Origin of the sequence: Micromonospora sp. CPCC 205554 (assembly GCF_036902745.1) — a bacterium.
Classification (GTDB): domain Bacteria; phylum Actinomycetota; class Actinomycetes; order Mycobacteriales; family Micromonosporaceae; genus Micromonospora; species Micromonospora tulbaghiae.
In genome coordinates this window covers 46,379-61,190 of sequence record NZ_JBAKHP010000009.1, presented here as the reverse complement: position 1 = coordinate 61,190, position 14,812 = coordinate 46,379, and the positions used below count along the sequence as shown (strand labels likewise).

Annotated in this window: 14 protein-coding genes; 6 read left to right on the top strand and 8 right to left on the bottom strand. The window is 75.2% G+C overall.

All coding sequences use genetic code 11. The features are described 5' to 3' along the window. Positions 1-4 precede the first annotated feature (4 nt). Together V6U82_RS14755 and V6U82_RS14750 are read right to left on the bottom strand one after the other, a co-directional pair. The gene (locus tag V6U82_RS14755) at positions 5-970 is read right to left on the bottom strand and encodes an SWIM zinc finger family protein (protein ID WP_334461541.1); all 966 of its coding nucleotides are present in this window, start codon (positions 968-970) and stop codon (positions 5-7) included. Beyond that, positions 967-4,200, bottom strand: coding sequence for a DEAD/DEAH box helicase (locus tag V6U82_RS14750; RefSeq protein ID WP_334461540.1), 3,234 nt, complete (start codon positions 4,198-4,200; stop codon positions 967-969). Before V6U82_RS14750 ends, V6U82_RS14755 begins: the two co-directional genes overlap by 4 nt. 84 nt (positions 4,201-4,284) lie before the next feature. Here V6U82_RS14750 and V6U82_RS14745 point away from each other — a divergent pair, with 84 nt between their 5' ends. Next, positions 4,285-5,145 carry a carbohydrate kinase family protein gene (locus V6U82_RS14745; RefSeq protein ID WP_334461539.1) on the top strand — a complete coding sequence of 287 codons (861 nt, stop codon included), beginning with the start codon at positions 4,285-4,287 and terminating at the stop codon, positions 5,143-5,145. Between the two features lie 4 nt (positions 5,146-5,149). On the opposite strand, the gene V6U82_RS14740 is transcribed toward V6U82_RS14745, so the two are convergent. Next, a complete protein-coding gene (locus tag V6U82_RS14740) occupies positions 5,150-5,671 on the bottom strand; it encodes a DinB family protein (protein ID WP_334461538.1) in 522 nt (173 codons plus the stop codon). Positions 5,672-5,756: 85 nt separating this feature from the next. Here V6U82_RS14740 and V6U82_RS14735 point away from each other — a divergent pair, with 85 nt between their 5' ends. Next, entirely contained in the window at positions 5,757-5,963 is a 207-nt protein-coding gene (locus tag V6U82_RS14735) for a hypothetical protein (RefSeq protein ID WP_128138808.1), read from the top strand. A gap of 9 nt (positions 5,964-5,972) precedes the next feature. On the opposite strand, the gene V6U82_RS14730 is transcribed toward V6U82_RS14735, so the two are convergent. Next, positions 5,973-7,118, bottom strand: a complete 1,146-nt coding sequence (locus tag V6U82_RS14730) for a polysaccharide pyruvyl transferase family protein (RefSeq protein WP_334461536.1) — start codon at positions 7,116-7,118, stop codon at positions 5,973-5,975. Positions 7,119-7,192: 74 nt separating this feature from the next. Further along, complete coding sequence (locus tag V6U82_RS14725) at positions 7,193-7,771, bottom strand: TetR/AcrR family transcriptional regulator (protein ID WP_334461534.1); 579 nt, start codon at positions 7,769-7,771, stop codon at positions 7,193-7,195. Between the two features lie 92 nt (positions 7,772-7,863). Between V6U82_RS14725 and V6U82_RS14720 the strand changes: the two genes are divergently transcribed. Together V6U82_RS14720 and V6U82_RS14715 are read left to right on the top strand one after the other, a co-directional pair. Next, a complete protein-coding gene (locus V6U82_RS14720) occupies positions 7,864-8,439 on the top strand; it encodes a dihydrofolate reductase family protein (protein ID WP_334461532.1) in 576 nt (191 codons plus the stop codon). 41 nt (positions 8,440-8,480) lie between these two features. Then, positions 8,481-9,413, top strand: coding sequence for a phosphotransferase family protein (locus V6U82_RS14715; RefSeq protein WP_334461530.1), 933 nt, complete (start codon positions 8,481-8,483; stop codon positions 9,411-9,413). Between the two features lie 198 nt (positions 9,414-9,611). Here V6U82_RS14715 and V6U82_RS14710 read toward each other — a convergent pair whose 3' ends face one another. Then, positions 9,612-10,826 carry an ROK family transcriptional regulator gene (locus tag V6U82_RS14710; RefSeq protein ID WP_334461527.1) on the bottom strand — a complete coding sequence of 405 codons (1,215 nt, stop codon included), beginning with the start codon at positions 10,824-10,826 and terminating at the stop codon, positions 9,612-9,614. Between the two features lie 280 nt (positions 10,827-11,106). Next, complete coding sequence (locus V6U82_RS14705) at positions 11,107-11,976, bottom strand: universal stress protein (protein WP_334461525.1); 870 nt, start codon at positions 11,974-11,976, stop codon at positions 11,107-11,109. A 104-nt stretch (positions 11,977-12,080) separates the two neighbouring features. Here V6U82_RS14705 and V6U82_RS14700 point away from each other — a divergent pair, with 104 nt between their 5' ends. Both V6U82_RS14700 and V6U82_RS14695 read left to right on the top strand, forming a co-directional pair. Next, positions 12,081-12,539 carry a MarR family winged helix-turn-helix transcriptional regulator gene (locus V6U82_RS14700; RefSeq protein ID WP_120568655.1) on the top strand — a complete coding sequence of 153 codons (459 nt, stop codon included), beginning with the start codon at positions 12,081-12,083 and terminating at the stop codon, positions 12,537-12,539. A 74-nt stretch (positions 12,540-12,613) separates the two neighbouring features. Next, a complete protein-coding gene (locus tag V6U82_RS14695) occupies positions 12,614-14,041 on the top strand; it encodes an MFS transporter (RefSeq protein ID WP_334461522.1) in 1,428 nt (475 codons plus the stop codon). Position 14,042: 1 nt separating this feature from the next. Here V6U82_RS14695 and V6U82_RS14690 read toward each other — a convergent pair whose 3' ends face one another. Next, positions 14,043-14,783: an alpha/beta fold hydrolase gene (locus V6U82_RS14690; protein ID WP_334461520.1), complete on the bottom strand. Its 741-nt coding sequence runs from the start codon at positions 14,781-14,783 to the stop codon at positions 14,043-14,045. Positions 14,784-14,812 lie beyond the last annotated feature (29 nt).

Genomic DNA, 14,812 nt, shown 5'->3' with positions numbered 1-14,812 from the left:
ACGTTCACCGTTCCCCGTCGTCGGCCTCGCTGGGGGGCGCGGCTTCGCCGCGACTGAACTCCCTGGGGGGCGCGGCTTCGCCGCGACTGAACTCCCGGTACGCCCGGCGCAGCCGTTCGGCCAGACCCGGCCCGCCGACCGCGGCCCCGGGTGGTCCGAGCTGGCGCAGCAGCAGCTCCGGGCCGGTGGCGAGCGTGGGCGGCCGATCCGGCAGCGCCACCGGCACCAGCCAGAACCGGTCCAGCTCGGCATCCGGCTCGACCGCCGGCAGCCCGGCCAGGGCGCGCGCCGCGCCGGCCACCGGCACGCCGTTCGTCGCGCCCGGCTCCGGTCCGGCGTCCACGGCCGACTCCGGCCCGGCATCCGGGCCGCCCGGGTGGGCGCCGCGCAGCGTACGCAGCCGGTCGAGCAGCTCGGCGCGGGACCGGCCACGCCAGTGCAGCAGGTGGAACGGGTCGGCGTCGAACGCCTCGGCGAGCAGGTAGAACGTGGCCGCCAGATGTTTGCACGGCACCGCGAAGTCGGGGCAGCCGCAGTTCTGGTCCAGCTCGTCGATCGCGGCCGGGAACAGCGGCGCGCCCGCCTCGGTGAACAGCTCCTCCAGTTCGGCCGGCAGGTCACCGGCGAGCAGCCGGGCGCTGAAGAAAGCCTGCCCGGCCAGCTCGGCCTCGATCCGCCGCCAGGTCTCCTCCGGGTACGCGGCCAGCCCGATCCGTACCGGGTAGGGCCGCGGCCGGGATCCCTGGACCTCGGCGGTGACCGTTCCAGGCGACACGTCCAGCCGGAGCACCTGCCCCCGGCGCGCGTACGCCCGGCCGCGGGTGAGCCGGGAGCCGAGCGCGAACGACTCCAGCACCTCCACGAAGCGCCGGGACCACCAGGACTGCCCGATCGCGCCCCTGGCGCTGCGCGCCCGCAGGCCGCCCTCGACGCGCAGCGGCGGACCGTAGTCGTCAAAACCGGGGCTCACTCGACCACCGCCCCGGACTCCAGCCGGAACAGGTCGCGCAGCGTGTCGGTGGACAGCTCGGTGACCCACTGCTCGCCGCTGCCCACCACCGACCGGGCCAGGCTGCGCTTGTCGGCGATCATCGCGGCCACCTTCTCCTCGACGGTGCCGGCGCAGACGAACTTGCGGACCTGGACCCGGCGGCGCTGTCCGATGCGGAACGCCCGGTCGGTGGCCTGGTCCTCGACGGCCGGGTTCCACCACCGGTCCACGTGCACCACGTGGTTGGCGGCGGTCAGGGTGAGCCCGGTGCCGCCGGCCTTGAGCGACAGGACGAACAGCGGCGGCCCCTGCGGCGACTGGAACCGGGTCACCATGGCGTCCCGTTCGGCCTTGCCGACGCCGCCGTGCAACAGCAGCACCTCCCGGCCGGTACGCGCCGACAGGTGCCCGCGCAGCATGCCGCCGAACTCGGCGTACTGGGTGAACAGCAGCGCCTTCTCCTCCGCCGCGAGCACCTCGTCGACGATCTCGTCGAGGCGTTCCAGCTTGCCGGACCGGCCGTCCAGCGTGGAGCCGTCGTGCAGGAGCTGGGCCGGGTGGTTGCAGACCTGCTTGAGCCGGGTCATGGTGGCCAGCACCAGCCCGCGCCGTTCGATCCCGTCGCTGGACTCGATCTTCGCCATCATGTCGTCGACCACTGCGCGGTAGAGGGCGGCCTGCTCGGCGGTGAGGTTGCAGACCACCTCCATCTCCAGCTTCTCCGGCAGGTCGGTGATGATCGTCGGGTCGGTCTTGAGGCGGCGCAGCACGAACGGGCCGGTGATCCGGCGCAGCCGCTCGGCCACCTCGGCGTCGCCGTGCCGCTCGATCGGTTCGGCGAAGCGCTTGCGGAACGTCGCGGCCGGTCCGAGCAGCCCCGGATTCGCGAACTGCATGATCGACCAGAGGTCGGCGAGCCGGTTCTCCACCGGCGTACCGGTGACCGCGACCCGGTGCCGCGCGGGCAGCGACCGGACGGCCTCGGCCTGCCGGGTCGCGGCGTTCTTGATCGCCTGCGCCTCGTCCACCACCACTCGGTGCCAGTCGACACCGGCCAGCTCGAACGCGTCGCGGGCGGCCACCGAGTACGTGGTGAGCACCAGGTCCGCCTCCTGCACGGCGGCGGCGAAGCCCTCGCCCCGGGCACGTTCGGCGCCGTGGTGCACGTGCACGCGCAGCCCGGGCGCGAACTTCGCCGCCTCCCGCTGCCAGTTGCCGACGAGCGACATCGGGCAGACCAGCAGTGTCGGCCCGGCCTCCGGCGGGTCACCGGCGAGCAGCGCGAGCAGTTGCACGGTCTTGCCCAGGCCCATGTCGTCGGCGAGGATCCCGCCGAGCCCGAGCGACTGGAGGAACGCCAGCCAGGCCAGCCCGCGCCGCTGGTACGGCCGCAGCGTCCCGGTGAAGCCCGGCGGCGGGTCGGCCGGGGTGAGCCGCCGCTCCGCCTCACCGGCGAGCAGTTCGCCCAGTGCCCCGTCGGCGACCACGTCCAGCACCGGCAGTTCACCGGCACCGTCGTCACCGGACAGTCCCATCCGGAGCAGGTCGGCCACCGTCAGCTCGCCGGAGGACCGCAGCAGCTTCAGCCCGGCCTCCAGCCGCTGCGGGTCCAGCTCGACCCACCGGCCGCGCAGCCGGACCAGCGGCGACTTCAGGTCGGCCAGCGACGCCAGTTCCTCGGCGGTCAGCGGCTGGTCACCGAGCGCCAGCTCCCAGCGGTAGTCGACGAGCGCGTCCAGCCCCAGCTTCCCGGCGGTGGTGGCCACCGCGCCCGGCGCGGTACGGCTGCGCGCCCGCAGCCGCGCCCCCAGCCGGGACGAGGACCGCCGCCACCACGACGGCAGCAGCACCCCGAAACCGGCCGCGTGCAGCACCGGCGCGCCCTCGCGCAGGAACCGGTGCGCGCCGTCGGCGTCCAGCTCCATGCCTTCGGGCACGGCGGTGCGCAGCGCGGCGTCCACCTCGGGCCACAGCCGGCTGGCCCGGCCCAGCTCCGCCAGGAGCGTCTCCTGTGGCTCCACGCCACGGGCGGCGAGCGCCGGCGCGGGTCGCTGCCAGATGTGCGCGGCGTCCACCACGAGCCCCGGCTCGTCGGCCGGGTGCAGGCCGAACTCGACCCGCCAGACGGCGTCCTCGACCAGTTCGGCGACCGGGTCGACGGTCGGCTCGACGAGGCGGAACGTGGCCCGTACCGCGCCGCCCGCGGCGTCGCGCTGCCACGCGTCCAGTTCCTCGCGCAGCGTGGCCAGCGCGGCCGGCTCGGCCGGGAAGGCGCGTGCCGGGCCGGTCAGCGCGGCCAGCCAGCGCGGCACCGCGCCGACCGGGCGCATCCCCCGGTGCAGCCGGGTGCCGGCGAGCGCCACCCGGGCGGCGGCGTCGACCAGTCCGTCCAGCGCCTCCGCGACCAGCTCACCGGCTCCGATGTCGTCGGCCCGCCCGGCCCACGCGTCGTCCGCCGGAACGCCCGCACCGCCGCTGTCCCGCCATTCCCGGGCGGCGCGGGCCGCCGGTGGCAACGCCAGCGCCAGGTCACGCGCCCAGGTCGCGTCGGTGCCGGTGAGCAGCGGCCGCCAGAGCGCCAACCCGGTCGCCACGTCGTCCGCGCCCACGACTCGCAACCGCCGCCCGGACCCCGCGGCGCCCGGGGCCGCACCCGCCACGCCCGAGCCGGCCGCTCCCGAGGCTGCCGGCGCCCGCCGCGCCGAGGTCCGCCCGCCGGTCGCGGCCGACCCGCCGTCGGGCACACCACGGGGGTACGCCTCCAGCGCGACCGGAAGCAGACGGCCGCGTACGACCAGATCGGCGGCGAAGTCGGCCAGCTCGCACAGGTGACGCAGGCTCGCCCCGACCGGGCCCGGCATCGGCGCGCGCAGCAGCGCGTACGCGTCGTCCGGGGCGTACGCCAGGGCGGGAGCCCGCCATCCGGCGCGGGTGACCGGGCCGCGGACCGGTTCCCCGACGGTGGCCCGGACCAGCTCCGGCGAGTCCAGCGGCGAGCCGGCCCGGGTCGGCAGGTCCAGCAGTACGGAGATCGGCTCGCCCGGCACGCCGAGCGCGGCGGCGAGCGTGGCGTGACCGGCGGCGAACGGGTGCGGACGTTCGCGCGGGACGCGGCCGGGACGGCGGGGCGCGCGGGCCGGAAGCGTGCTGTCCTCGGCCCACAGGGCGAGCCCGGCGCCGGGCAGCCACATCCCGTGGATGACCAGCACTGCTCCCCCTCGCCGACGCCGGGGCGCCGAAGACGGCGCCCGGGGAGTCAGAATAGGCCGCCGGGCGTCGCTATCGTCGGCGCCATGGTCGACCTTCTCGTGATCGGCGGGCTCGGCGTGGACGTCCGCGCCCGGGTACCCGCCCTGCCGCCGCCCGTCGCCGACTCGCTGCTGGTGCCGCCGATCGATCTGCGGATCGGCAACACCGGCGCCGGGGTGGCCCTGGCCGCGCACGCGCTCGGCCTGCGGGTGACGCTCGTCGACGTGCTGGGCGCCGACCCGGCCGGTGACGTGGTGCGGGCGGCGCTGGCGCGTACCTCGATCCGGACCACGCTCGCCGACGCGCCGGCCGGCACCCGCCGCTCGGTGAACCTGGTCGACCCGGCGGGGCGGCGGATGTCGCTGCACGACCCGCGTCCGTGGTCGGGGCCGGCGCCGTTCGGCGAGGCGGAGCTTGCCGCGCTCGTCGCCGAGGCGACCCACGTCCACCTTTCGATCATGGATTGGGCCCGGGACTCGCTGGCGGTGCTGCGCGCCGCCACGTCGGTCTCCACCGATCTGCACGACTGGGACGGCGAGAACGACTACCACCGCCCGTTCGCCCGGATCGCGGACCTGGTCTTCGTCAGCGACACGCGGCTCGGCGAGCGGGCCGCGGCGGAGGCGGCCCGGCTGGCGCCGCGCACGGTGCTGGTCACCGGCGGGGCGGCCGGCGCGACGCTGCACACCCCCGGCGCGCCGCCCGCGCACGTGCCCGCCGCCACCCCGCCCGGACCGGTGGTGGACACCAACGGCGCCGGGGACGCCTTCGCGGCCGGGGTGATCGCCGCCCGGCTGCGCGGCGCGGACGTCCTCGACGCGGCCCGGTACGCCGCGCGGGTGGCGGCCGCCGCCTGCACGTACGACGGGATGGAGTACCCGGACGGGCTGCTGCCCCGCGAGTGACCCCTCAGATCGAGCCGGTCTCGCCGTCGGTCAGCTCGCGCAGGATGTCGGCGTGCCCGGCGTGCCGGGCGGTCTCCTCGATCAGGTGCACCAGCACCCAGCGCAGCGACACCTCACCGAGCTGCGGGTGCGGCACCACGTGGCCGAGGTCGAACCGCGCGGCGACCCGGCGGGACCGGTCGCAGGCCGCCTCGTAAGCGGCGGCGAGCGCCTCGACCGTCTCGCCCGGGCGGAGCGTGAAGCTGGCGTCGGCGTCGGCCTGGGAGGTCACGTAGACGTCGCCCGGCTCGGGGGCGAACAGGCAGCGGAACCAGTTCCCCTCGACCAGGGTCAGGTGCTTGAGCAGCCCGGCGAGGGTGGTCAGCGATGGCACCAGACGCCGGGCGGCGTCGGCGTCGGTCAGGCCGCGCGCCTTGCGCAGCACGTTGGCACGGTGGAAGTCGAGGAACGCGTCGAGGATCGCCCGTTCGTCGCCCGTGCGGGCGAGGACCGGACCGAGTGCCGGATCGATCGTCGGGTGCGCCATCTCCGGACCCTAGTACGCGGTGTGCCCGGCCCGCTGCCCCGCGTGATCCCCTGCGCGGTCGGGCCGGCCGGGGCAGGATGGGCGCATGGCTTCCACGGTGCAGATCCCTCTGGTGGGCGGCGCGGCCGACGGCGAGACCGTCACCGTCGAGCTGGACGTCAACGGCCGCCCGCCACTGACCCACCACCACCTCGGGTCGAAGGGACTCGCGGAGGCGCAGATCTACGAGCTGGAGTCGGACGACCAGCCGGGCCGGGAGTGGGTCTACGCCTGGCGCGGCCCGGCGGTCTGACGGCCCGGCTCACACCGCCGGCGTCAGCGTGCGCGCCCGGATGCTGTCCAGCACGCTGCGGGTCACCTGTGAGGTGCCGCGCGCCTGCTCGCAGACCTCCGCGACCCGGCGCGCGGTCTCGTCGGCCCGGGCCGCCCGCTCGTCCCACAACCGGTCCACCTCGGCCAGCAACGGGCCCTCCACCTCCCGTTCCACGCCGCGCAGCGCCGGCACACCGAGCCGCTGGGCCAGGTCGAAGACCTTTCCGGCGTACGGCAGCGGCAGGAACGGCGTGCCCATCATGGCCGCGAAGATCAGGAAGTGCAGCCGCATGCCGACCGCGAGGTCGAAGTGGCGCATCAGCCCGAGGATCTGCGCCGGGCGGTAGTCGCCGTGCAGGATCCGGCCCCGGTCGGCGGCGGTCATGTGCGACAGCACGCCGTGCGAGTGCCGGATGTCGTCGCGTTCCATCGGCACGAACAGCACGTACGCGTCGATCCGGTGCACCAGGAAGTCACCGATCTGGGCGAGCAGGCGGTGGTAGCCGTCCACGTCGAGCCGTTCGGCGGCCCGGCCCGGTTCGCGCACGCTGAGCCCGACCAGCCGGGAGCCGGCCGGTACGCCCTCCTCGCGCAGCCACTGCTGGTGGAACTCCTCCGGTTCGAGCAGGAACGCCGGGTCGGCGGTGACGGTGATCGGGTTCACCAGTCCGGCCTCCTCCAGCACCATCCGCGACTCCTGGTCCCGGACCGTCACCTCGACGGCCTGCGCCAGCGTCTCGCGCACCATGCCGCTGTCCAGCGTGTCGGTGAGCGGGCCGACCCCGACCGCGTACGTGATCAGCGGCAGCCCTCGCTCCTGGGCGACCCGGACCACCCGCAGGTAGCGCCGGGCCTCCTTGTCGTAGAGGATCCCGCCGCCGCCGAGGATGAGCAGGTCGAGCTGGTTGAGCACCGGGGACGAGTCGACCCGGCTGACGCCCTCCCACGGCACCGCCTCGACCTCGGGGTGGGCCAGCGCGGTGTGCGCCGGGTTGCGGGAGAAGACGATGATCCGGGCGTTGGGCTCGTGGCGGCGCAGATCGTCCAGCAGGCCCGTGAGGATCGCCTCGTCGCCGAGGTTGCGACCGCCGTAGGAGCCGAGCACGCCGATGGTCAGTCCGGTGCGTTCCCTCATCCGTTGCTCCTTCCCAGGGGCGTCCGCGCCAGCGTTCCCGCTGGCCGCCCCGGGTTAACGCACGGCGAGGTGGCTCAGTCGGTGGCGTCGCCGACCAGACGGGAGACGAGGTCGGAGACCACCTGATCGGTGTCGAACCCGGCGTCGATCGAGGTGGTGAGCAGGTCGAGCAGGAGCCCGTCGACCGCGTAGTGCAGCAGTGCCACCTCGTACGCCCCGCCGGGCAGTCCGGCGGCGACGTGGTGGGCGACGTCGTCGGCGTACCCCCGGCGCAGCACGCCGCCGAGCGCGGCCCGCAGCTCCGGCCGGCGCGCGGCCTCCAGCCGCAGCTCGAACAGCGCCCGGGTGAGGCCCGGCTCGCGGGTGGTGCGCGCGACGATGTCGCGCAGGTAGTCGGTCATCAGCGCGAGTGACGGCTCGCGGCGGCCGAGGTCGGCCAGCACCGCCGGGTCGGGCGCGATCCGGTCGAAGATCCGTTCGGCCAGGCCGGCGAGCAGCGCCGCGCGGGACGGGAAGTAGTTCGAGGTGGTGCCGGTGGGCACGCCCGCCTCGGCGTCGACCGCCCGGTGGGTCAGCCCGCGCGCGCCCGCGTCGGCGAGCACCCGCAGCCCGGCGTCGGCGAGCAGGGTACGGCGTTCCGGATTCCTGGCCACCCGAACACACTAGCAACAACCACGACAGGTGTTGTACATTCATCGCCGAACCACGACAGCCGTCGTGGATCACCTCGGACATCGGAGCCGGTTTGCGCAAGCTCGTGTACTTCGTCGCCAGCACCCTCGACGGCTTCATCGCCGCGCCCGACGGGACGTTCGACTTCCTCCCGCTGACGCCCGACCTGGCGCCCCACCTGGTGGCCGAGTGGCCCCAGACGCTGCCCACGTTCGCCCACGCCCAGCTCGGCATCGACTCCCCGCCGAACGGCCGCTTCGACACCGTGCTGATGGGCCGCGGCAGCTACGAGCCGGGCCTGAAGCTCGGCGTCACCAGCCCGTACGCCCACCTGGAGCAGTACGTGTTCAGCCGCTCCCTGCCCCCGGCCGACTACCCGGACGTGCACGTCGTCGACGGTGACCCGGCGGCCCTCGTCCGCGACCTCAAGAACCGCCCCGGGCGCGACATCTGGCTCTGCGGCGGCGGGCAGCTCGCCGGTCAGCTCCTCGACGAGATCGACGAGATGGTGGTCAAGCTCAACCCGGTGGTCGTCGGCAGCGGCATCAAGCTCGTCGACAGCGGCTTCGACCCGCGACGGCTCACGCTCACCTCGGCGCGCCCGTTCGACGCCGGCGTGGTCGTCCTGCACTACACGCGCAACGGTTAACCCGGTTGCCCCGGACCGCGGGCGGCACGCACCGTGGAACCGTGACGAAGACTCGGCTGCACTGGCACGAACTGCCCGGGCACGTACGCGACGGCGTCGAGGGCGTCCTCGGCGACCGGGTGGTGGCGGCGCTGTCGCAGCCGGGCGGCTTCTCCCCCGGCACCGCCGACCGCGTCCGTACCGCCGGCGGTGGCCGGGCCTTCGTCAAGGCGGTCAGCCCGGCGCAGAACGACCGCAGTCCCGACCTGCACCGCGCCGAGGCCCGGATCGCCGCCGCCCTGCCGCCGGACGCGCCCGCGCCCCGGCTGCTCGGCGGCTACGACGACGGCCACTGGATCGCGCTCGTCTTCGCCGACGTCGAGGGCCGGCACCCGGCCACCCCGTGGCGGGCCGGCGAACTGGCCGCCGTGCTGTCCACGCTGGAGACGATGGCCGCCGCGCTCACCCCGGCGCCCGCCGCCGCGACCGTACCCACCGCCGCCGAACGGCTCGCCCACGACTTCGACGGGTGGCGACGCCTCGCCGCCGACCCACCGGCCGACCTCGACCCGTGGGTCCGGTCCCACCTGCCGGAGCTGTGCGCCGCCGCCGACCGGGGACTGGCCGCGCTCGACGGCGACACGCTCTGCCACGTCGACGTGCGCGCCGACAACCTGTTGCTCGGCGCGGACGGGTCGGTCACCGTCGTCGACTGGCCGTGGGCCTGTCGCGGGCCGGCCTGGCTGGACACGCTGCTCACCGTCGTCAACGTGCAGGTGTACGGCGGGCACGACCCCGACGCGCTGCTGGCCGCCCAGGCGCTGACCGCAGGTGTCGACGCGGCCGACCTGACCGGAGTGCTCGCCGGGTTCACCGGGTTCTTCCTCGACGGCGCCCGCCAGCCCCCACCACCCGGCATCCCGACCGTGCGCGCGTTCCAGCGCCTCCAGGGCGAGGCACTGCTCCCGTGGCTGACGCACCGCCTCACGCCCTGACCGCCCCCACCCCGCCCCGGCCCGCCCCGGCCCGCCCCGGCCCGCCCCGGCCCGCCCCGGCCCGCCCCGGCCCGGCCCGCCCCGGCGATCTTGCAGTTTCGGCCCCCGCGATGCCCCTTTGGCGCGCTTTATCAGGGCCGGAAGTGCAAGATCAACGCGCTCAGGAGGGCTGGACGCGCGGCGGTGCGCGGCGCGGGCTCAGCCGGGGGTGGGGACGCCCAGGGGGTCGGCGAACAAGGGTGAGAAGCCCAGTTCGGCGGCGCCGATCAAGGTCGCGTCGTAGCCGAGCGCGGACACGCGCAGGCGGGCCTTGTCGCGGGAGATGGGCAGCACGTTGGCGGCGATCCGGCTGCGGACGTGACCGGCGCAGACCGGGAAGACCTCGCTGAGCGTGCCTCCGAAGATCACCACGCCGGGGTTGAACAGGTTGATCACGTTCGCCACGCCGATGCCCAGCCAGTCACCGATGTGCCGCAGCGCGTCCTGCGCGGCCGGTTCCCCCTGAGCGGCGGCGGCGACCACCGCGCGTACCGCCTCGCGCCCCTTCTCCCGCGCCGGGCGGCCCGCGACGTCGAGCAGCGCCCGCTCGCCGACCTCGGCCTCCAGGCACCCGCGCGAGCCGCAACCACAGGGTCGCCCCTGGTACGGGTTCACGAGCATGTGCCCGACCTCGGAGGCGTACCCGCCGTCACCGTCGAGCAGCTCCCCGCCCACGATGATCCCGCCGCCGACACCCACGTCACCGTGCAGGTAGACGAGGTTCTGCACGCCGACGCCGGCGCCGCGCTGATGCTCGGCCAGCGCCCCGAGGTGTGCCTCGTTGCCGACCAGGACGGGCAGGCCCAGGTCCAGCCGCCCGGCCAGCTCGGTGCCGAACGCCTGGTCCACCCACCCCATGTCCGGTCCGAACCGGACCATCCCGTCGCCGGGCCGGATCATGCCGCAGTAGGAGGCGCCCACGCCCACGCACACCGACCCGGGTGGCGCCGCGTGGTGCAGGGCCCGCCCGAAGTCGGCGAGCACCGAGACCACGGAGTCGAGGTCGGCCCCGGCCCGTGGCCGTTCCGCCTCCAGCCGTGCCGACACCACACCGCCGAGCCCGACGCGGGCGGCCACCAGCCGGTCCACGGCTATGTCGAAGGCGAGGACGTAGACGGCGTCGGACGCGGGACGCACCACACGCGACGGACGCCCGGCCCGCCCGCTTCCACCGGCCGCCACCTCCCGGACCAGGCCGGCCGCCGCCAGTTCCGCCGTGAGTGCCATGACCGTGCTGCGGTTGACGCCCATCCACTCGGCCAGCTCGACGCGCGTGACCGGGCCGGTCAGGTGGACGCGCCGCAGCAGCGCGCCGAGGTTGAGCCGGCGGCTGTCCCCCTGCGCGTGCCGGTCCGCTGCCAGACCTTTCAGCATCGACCACTCCGTCGGATGGCGACTGGCTTGTGGCCCGAGGATAGTTCCCGCACATCGACGGGTGCCAGCGCCCGCTGGTGCACGCCGGCCGGGTCCGCGAGGCCGATCCGCCGTCGGGCCCCGGCGGCCGGGCGTGGTGCGGGCGGGCCCGATGGCGCTCGGTGGCCTGACGGCGTACCGGCGGCTGCGCCGCAGGCATCGGTGACGCCGGGGTGGAACGCCACGGGTGTCTCCCGGGCCGGGAGACACCCGTGGTGTTCCAGTCGTCGCGGGGTGACCGCTACTCGGCCTCGCGGACCGGGCTCTGCGGGACCACCATCACCGGCCGGTGGGCGCGGTGCAGCGTGGCCATGGCGACGCTGCCGAGCAGGATCTTGCGGACCGCCGTCCGGCCGCGCGAGCCGACCACGACCAAACTCGCCTTGCGCTCGGTGGCGACGGCGGAGAGCGCGTCGGCCACCGCGCGGCCGGGCGCGCCGCCGCCGGCGCGTACGCGCACCGTGGTCACCCCGTCGACCGTCTCCGGCGCGTCCTCCTCGTCGCCGTCCACGGCGGCCAGGACGATCTCCCGCTCCGGGAAGAGGCGGCGGGCGGCGGCGAGCGCGGCCTCGGACCCGGCCGAGGCGTCCCAGCCGACCACCACCGGTCCGGCGGCGAGCGCGTCGTACTCGTCGGTCAGCAGCGGGTGCGGCACGACGAGCACGGGACGCGGGCTGTAGTGCACGGCCATGTCGGAGACGCTGCCGAGCACCGCGCGGGCGCCGCCGAGGCCCCGCGAGCCGAGCAGCAGGACGTCGGCCTGCTTCTCGTCGGCCAGTTCGGCGAGGCGGAGACCCTCACCGCCGTAGCTGCGGCACACGAGCGGTTCGGCGTCCCAGCCGGCGGCCCGGCCCAGCATCACGCCGACGGACGTCATCCGGTCGGCCTCCCGGCCGCCCTCGCGCTCGATCGCCTCGACGAACACGTTGATGTTGCGGGTGCCGGTCCAGAGCCGCTTGCGCAGTTCCTCGCTGGCGAAGGGGGGCGTCCACAGATGCCCGATCCACGCGTGCGCGCCGGGGAACAGCAGCGCGCCCGCCTCGATGGCGGCGCTAGCGGCCGGAGAACCGTCGTAACCCACCACCACTTGCCTGCCGTGCTCGTCGCTCACCGCACCAAACCTCTCTCACCGACGACATCTCACAAGATCGTATCCGGGTCCGGACCGGGTCCGAGCCGGATCATCCGGCACGGAATCATCGGTACGCTGGGCGGATGAGCACCCCGGACCTGTCGTACCTACTCGACCACACCAGCCACGTGTTGCGTACCCGGGTGGCGGCGGCGCTCGCCGAGATCGGGCTGACCGCCCGGATGCACTGCGTGCTCGCGCACGCGCTGCCCGAGGAGCGTACGCAGATCCAGCTCGCCGAGATGGGCGACATGGACAAGACGACGATGGTCGTCACCGTGGACGCGCTGGAGCGGGCCGGGCTGGCCGAACGGCGTCCGGCGCGTACCGACCGGCGGGCTCGGATCATCGCGGTGACCGAGGAGGGTGCCCGGGTCGCCGCGCGCAGCCAGGAGATCGTCGACCGGGTGCACGCCGAGGCGCTGGCGAGCCTGCCGGACGACGAGCGGGAGGTCTTCCTGCGCGCGCTTCGGCGCCTGGCCGGCGGCCACCTGGCCACGCCGGTGCAGAGCCCGAAACCGGCACGCCGGGCTCGCCAATAATCCCTCAATAGATTGTCTGTAACGGAACTATCCGCTACGGTCCCTCCTGTCGCACCTCTCGACAGGAGGACACCATGTCCGCTCCCCGCTCCCGTCGGCTCGCCCTCGGCGTGCTCGCCACCGGCGCCCTGATGACCATCCTCGACGGCAGCATCGTCACCGTGGCGATGCCGGCCATCCAGCGCGACCTGCGCTTCTCCCCGGCCGGCCTGAGCTGGGTGGTCAACGCGTACCTGATCGCGTTCGGCAGCCTGCTCCTGCTCGCCGGCCGACTCGGCGACCTGGTCGGGCGCCGGGCGATGTTCCTCGGCGGCACCGCGCTGTTCACCGCCGCCTCCGTGCTGGCCGGGGTGGCGGCGAACGGCGCCACGCTCGTCGCGGCCCGCTTCCTCCAGGGCGTCGGCAGCGCGGCGGCCACAGCGGTGAGCCTCGGCATCCTGGTCACGCTGTTCCCCGACGCCGCCGAGCGGGCGCGGGCGTTCGCCGTGTTCGCCTTCACCGGCGCGGCCGGGGCGGCCATCGGCCAGGTCGCCGGCGGCCTGCTCACCGACGCGCTGGGCTGGCACTGGATCTTCCTGATCAACCTGCCGATCGGCCTGGCGACGATCGCGCTCGCGGTCCGTACGCTGCCCGCCGACCGGGGCCTGGGCCTGGCCGCCGGGGCCGACGTGGCGGGCGCGCTGCTGGTCACCGCCGGGCTGGTGCTGGGCATCTACACGGTGGTCACGATCGAGCGGTACGGGGCGACGTCGCCGCACACGCTCGGCCTGGGCACGCTCGCCGCCGCGCTCGTCGCCGGTTTCGTGGTCCGGCAGGCCACCGCGCGCCGCCCGCTCATGCCGTTGCGGCTCCTGCGCTCGCGCGGCGTCGCCGTGGCGAACCTGGTCCAGATCCTCACCGTGGCCGCGACGTTCGCGTTCCAGGTCCTCGTCACGCTCTACCTCCAGCAGGTGCTCGGCTACGACGCCACGCGCACCGGGCTGGCGCTGCTCCCGGCCGCTGTCGTCATCGGCACGGTGTCGCTCGGCGTCTCGGCCCGGCTCAACGCCCGCTTCGGCGAGCGGGCCGTGCTGATCGCCGGGCTCGTGCTGCTCGCCGCCATGTTCGCACTGCTGGCCCGGGTGCCGGTGGACGGCCGGTACCTGCGCGACGTGCTCCCGGTGATGCTGCTCGCCGGCGGGTTCGGGCTGGTGCTGCCGGCGCTCACCGCGCTCGGCATGTCCGCCGCCCGCGCCGAGGACGCCGGTCTCGCCTCCGGGCTGTTCAACACCACCCAGCAACTCGGCATGGCGTTCGGCGTCGCGGTGCTGTCCACGCTGGCCGCCGCCCGTACCGCGGACCGGGTCGCCCTCGGCGACGACCGGGCCACGGCGCTGACCAGCGGATTCCACCTGGCGTTCGCGGTCGGCGCGGGGCTCGTGGTGGTCGCCGTCGTGCTCGCGTACGCGCTGCTGCGCCCCCGCACGACGGAGCGCGCCGGCGCCCCGGCGCTCGTGGGGTGAGTCAGCCGGGGGCGCGGGCCGGACGGGTGAGGAACGGCAGCACCGCGAGCCGGGACGCGGGACGGCCGGCGCCGTCGCCGCCCGCGTCCCGCCGGCCGCCGCCGAGCAGGCCGAAGAACTCCGCCGCGTGGCTCACCGGGATCTCGTCCGCGTCGGCGAAGACCAGCAGCACCGGCATCGGCAGCGCGGCCACCTCGGCGGACCAGTCGTAGTCCCGCCGCAGCAGTTCCCCGCTGCGGGCCCAGAGCAGGGGCCAGTCCTGCGGGCGGGGCGCGACCCGCGCGTACCGCTCGTACGGCGGGGTGCCGCGCATGCGCTCGGCGGCCCGCTCGTCGTGGGCGGACATCGCGGCCAGCGTCTCCGGGTACCAGCCGCCCCGCCGGAACGGCGTGGAGACGAGCACCAGGCGGCGGACCAGATCGGGGTGCTGGATCGCGGTACGCAGGGCCACCGCGCCCCCGAGCGAGTAGCCGAGCACGTCGGCGTGCGGCAGCCCGAGGTGACGCAGCAGCCCGGCGACGTCGTCGGCCATCGACTCGTACCGCAGCGGCCGGTCCAGACCGCCGGTGCGGCCGTGGCCCCGCAGGTCGGCGGCGATCAGCCGGCGGCGCGCGGCCAGCGCCTGCCGGACCGGCGCGAACGTCTCCGTCGACCCGTATCCGCCGTGCAGCAGGACCAGCGGCTTGCCGGTGCCGTGCTCCTCGTACCAGATCCGCAGCCCGCCGACGCCCGCATAGGTCACCCGCCGATCGTCGCGCCCTCGGCGCCGCG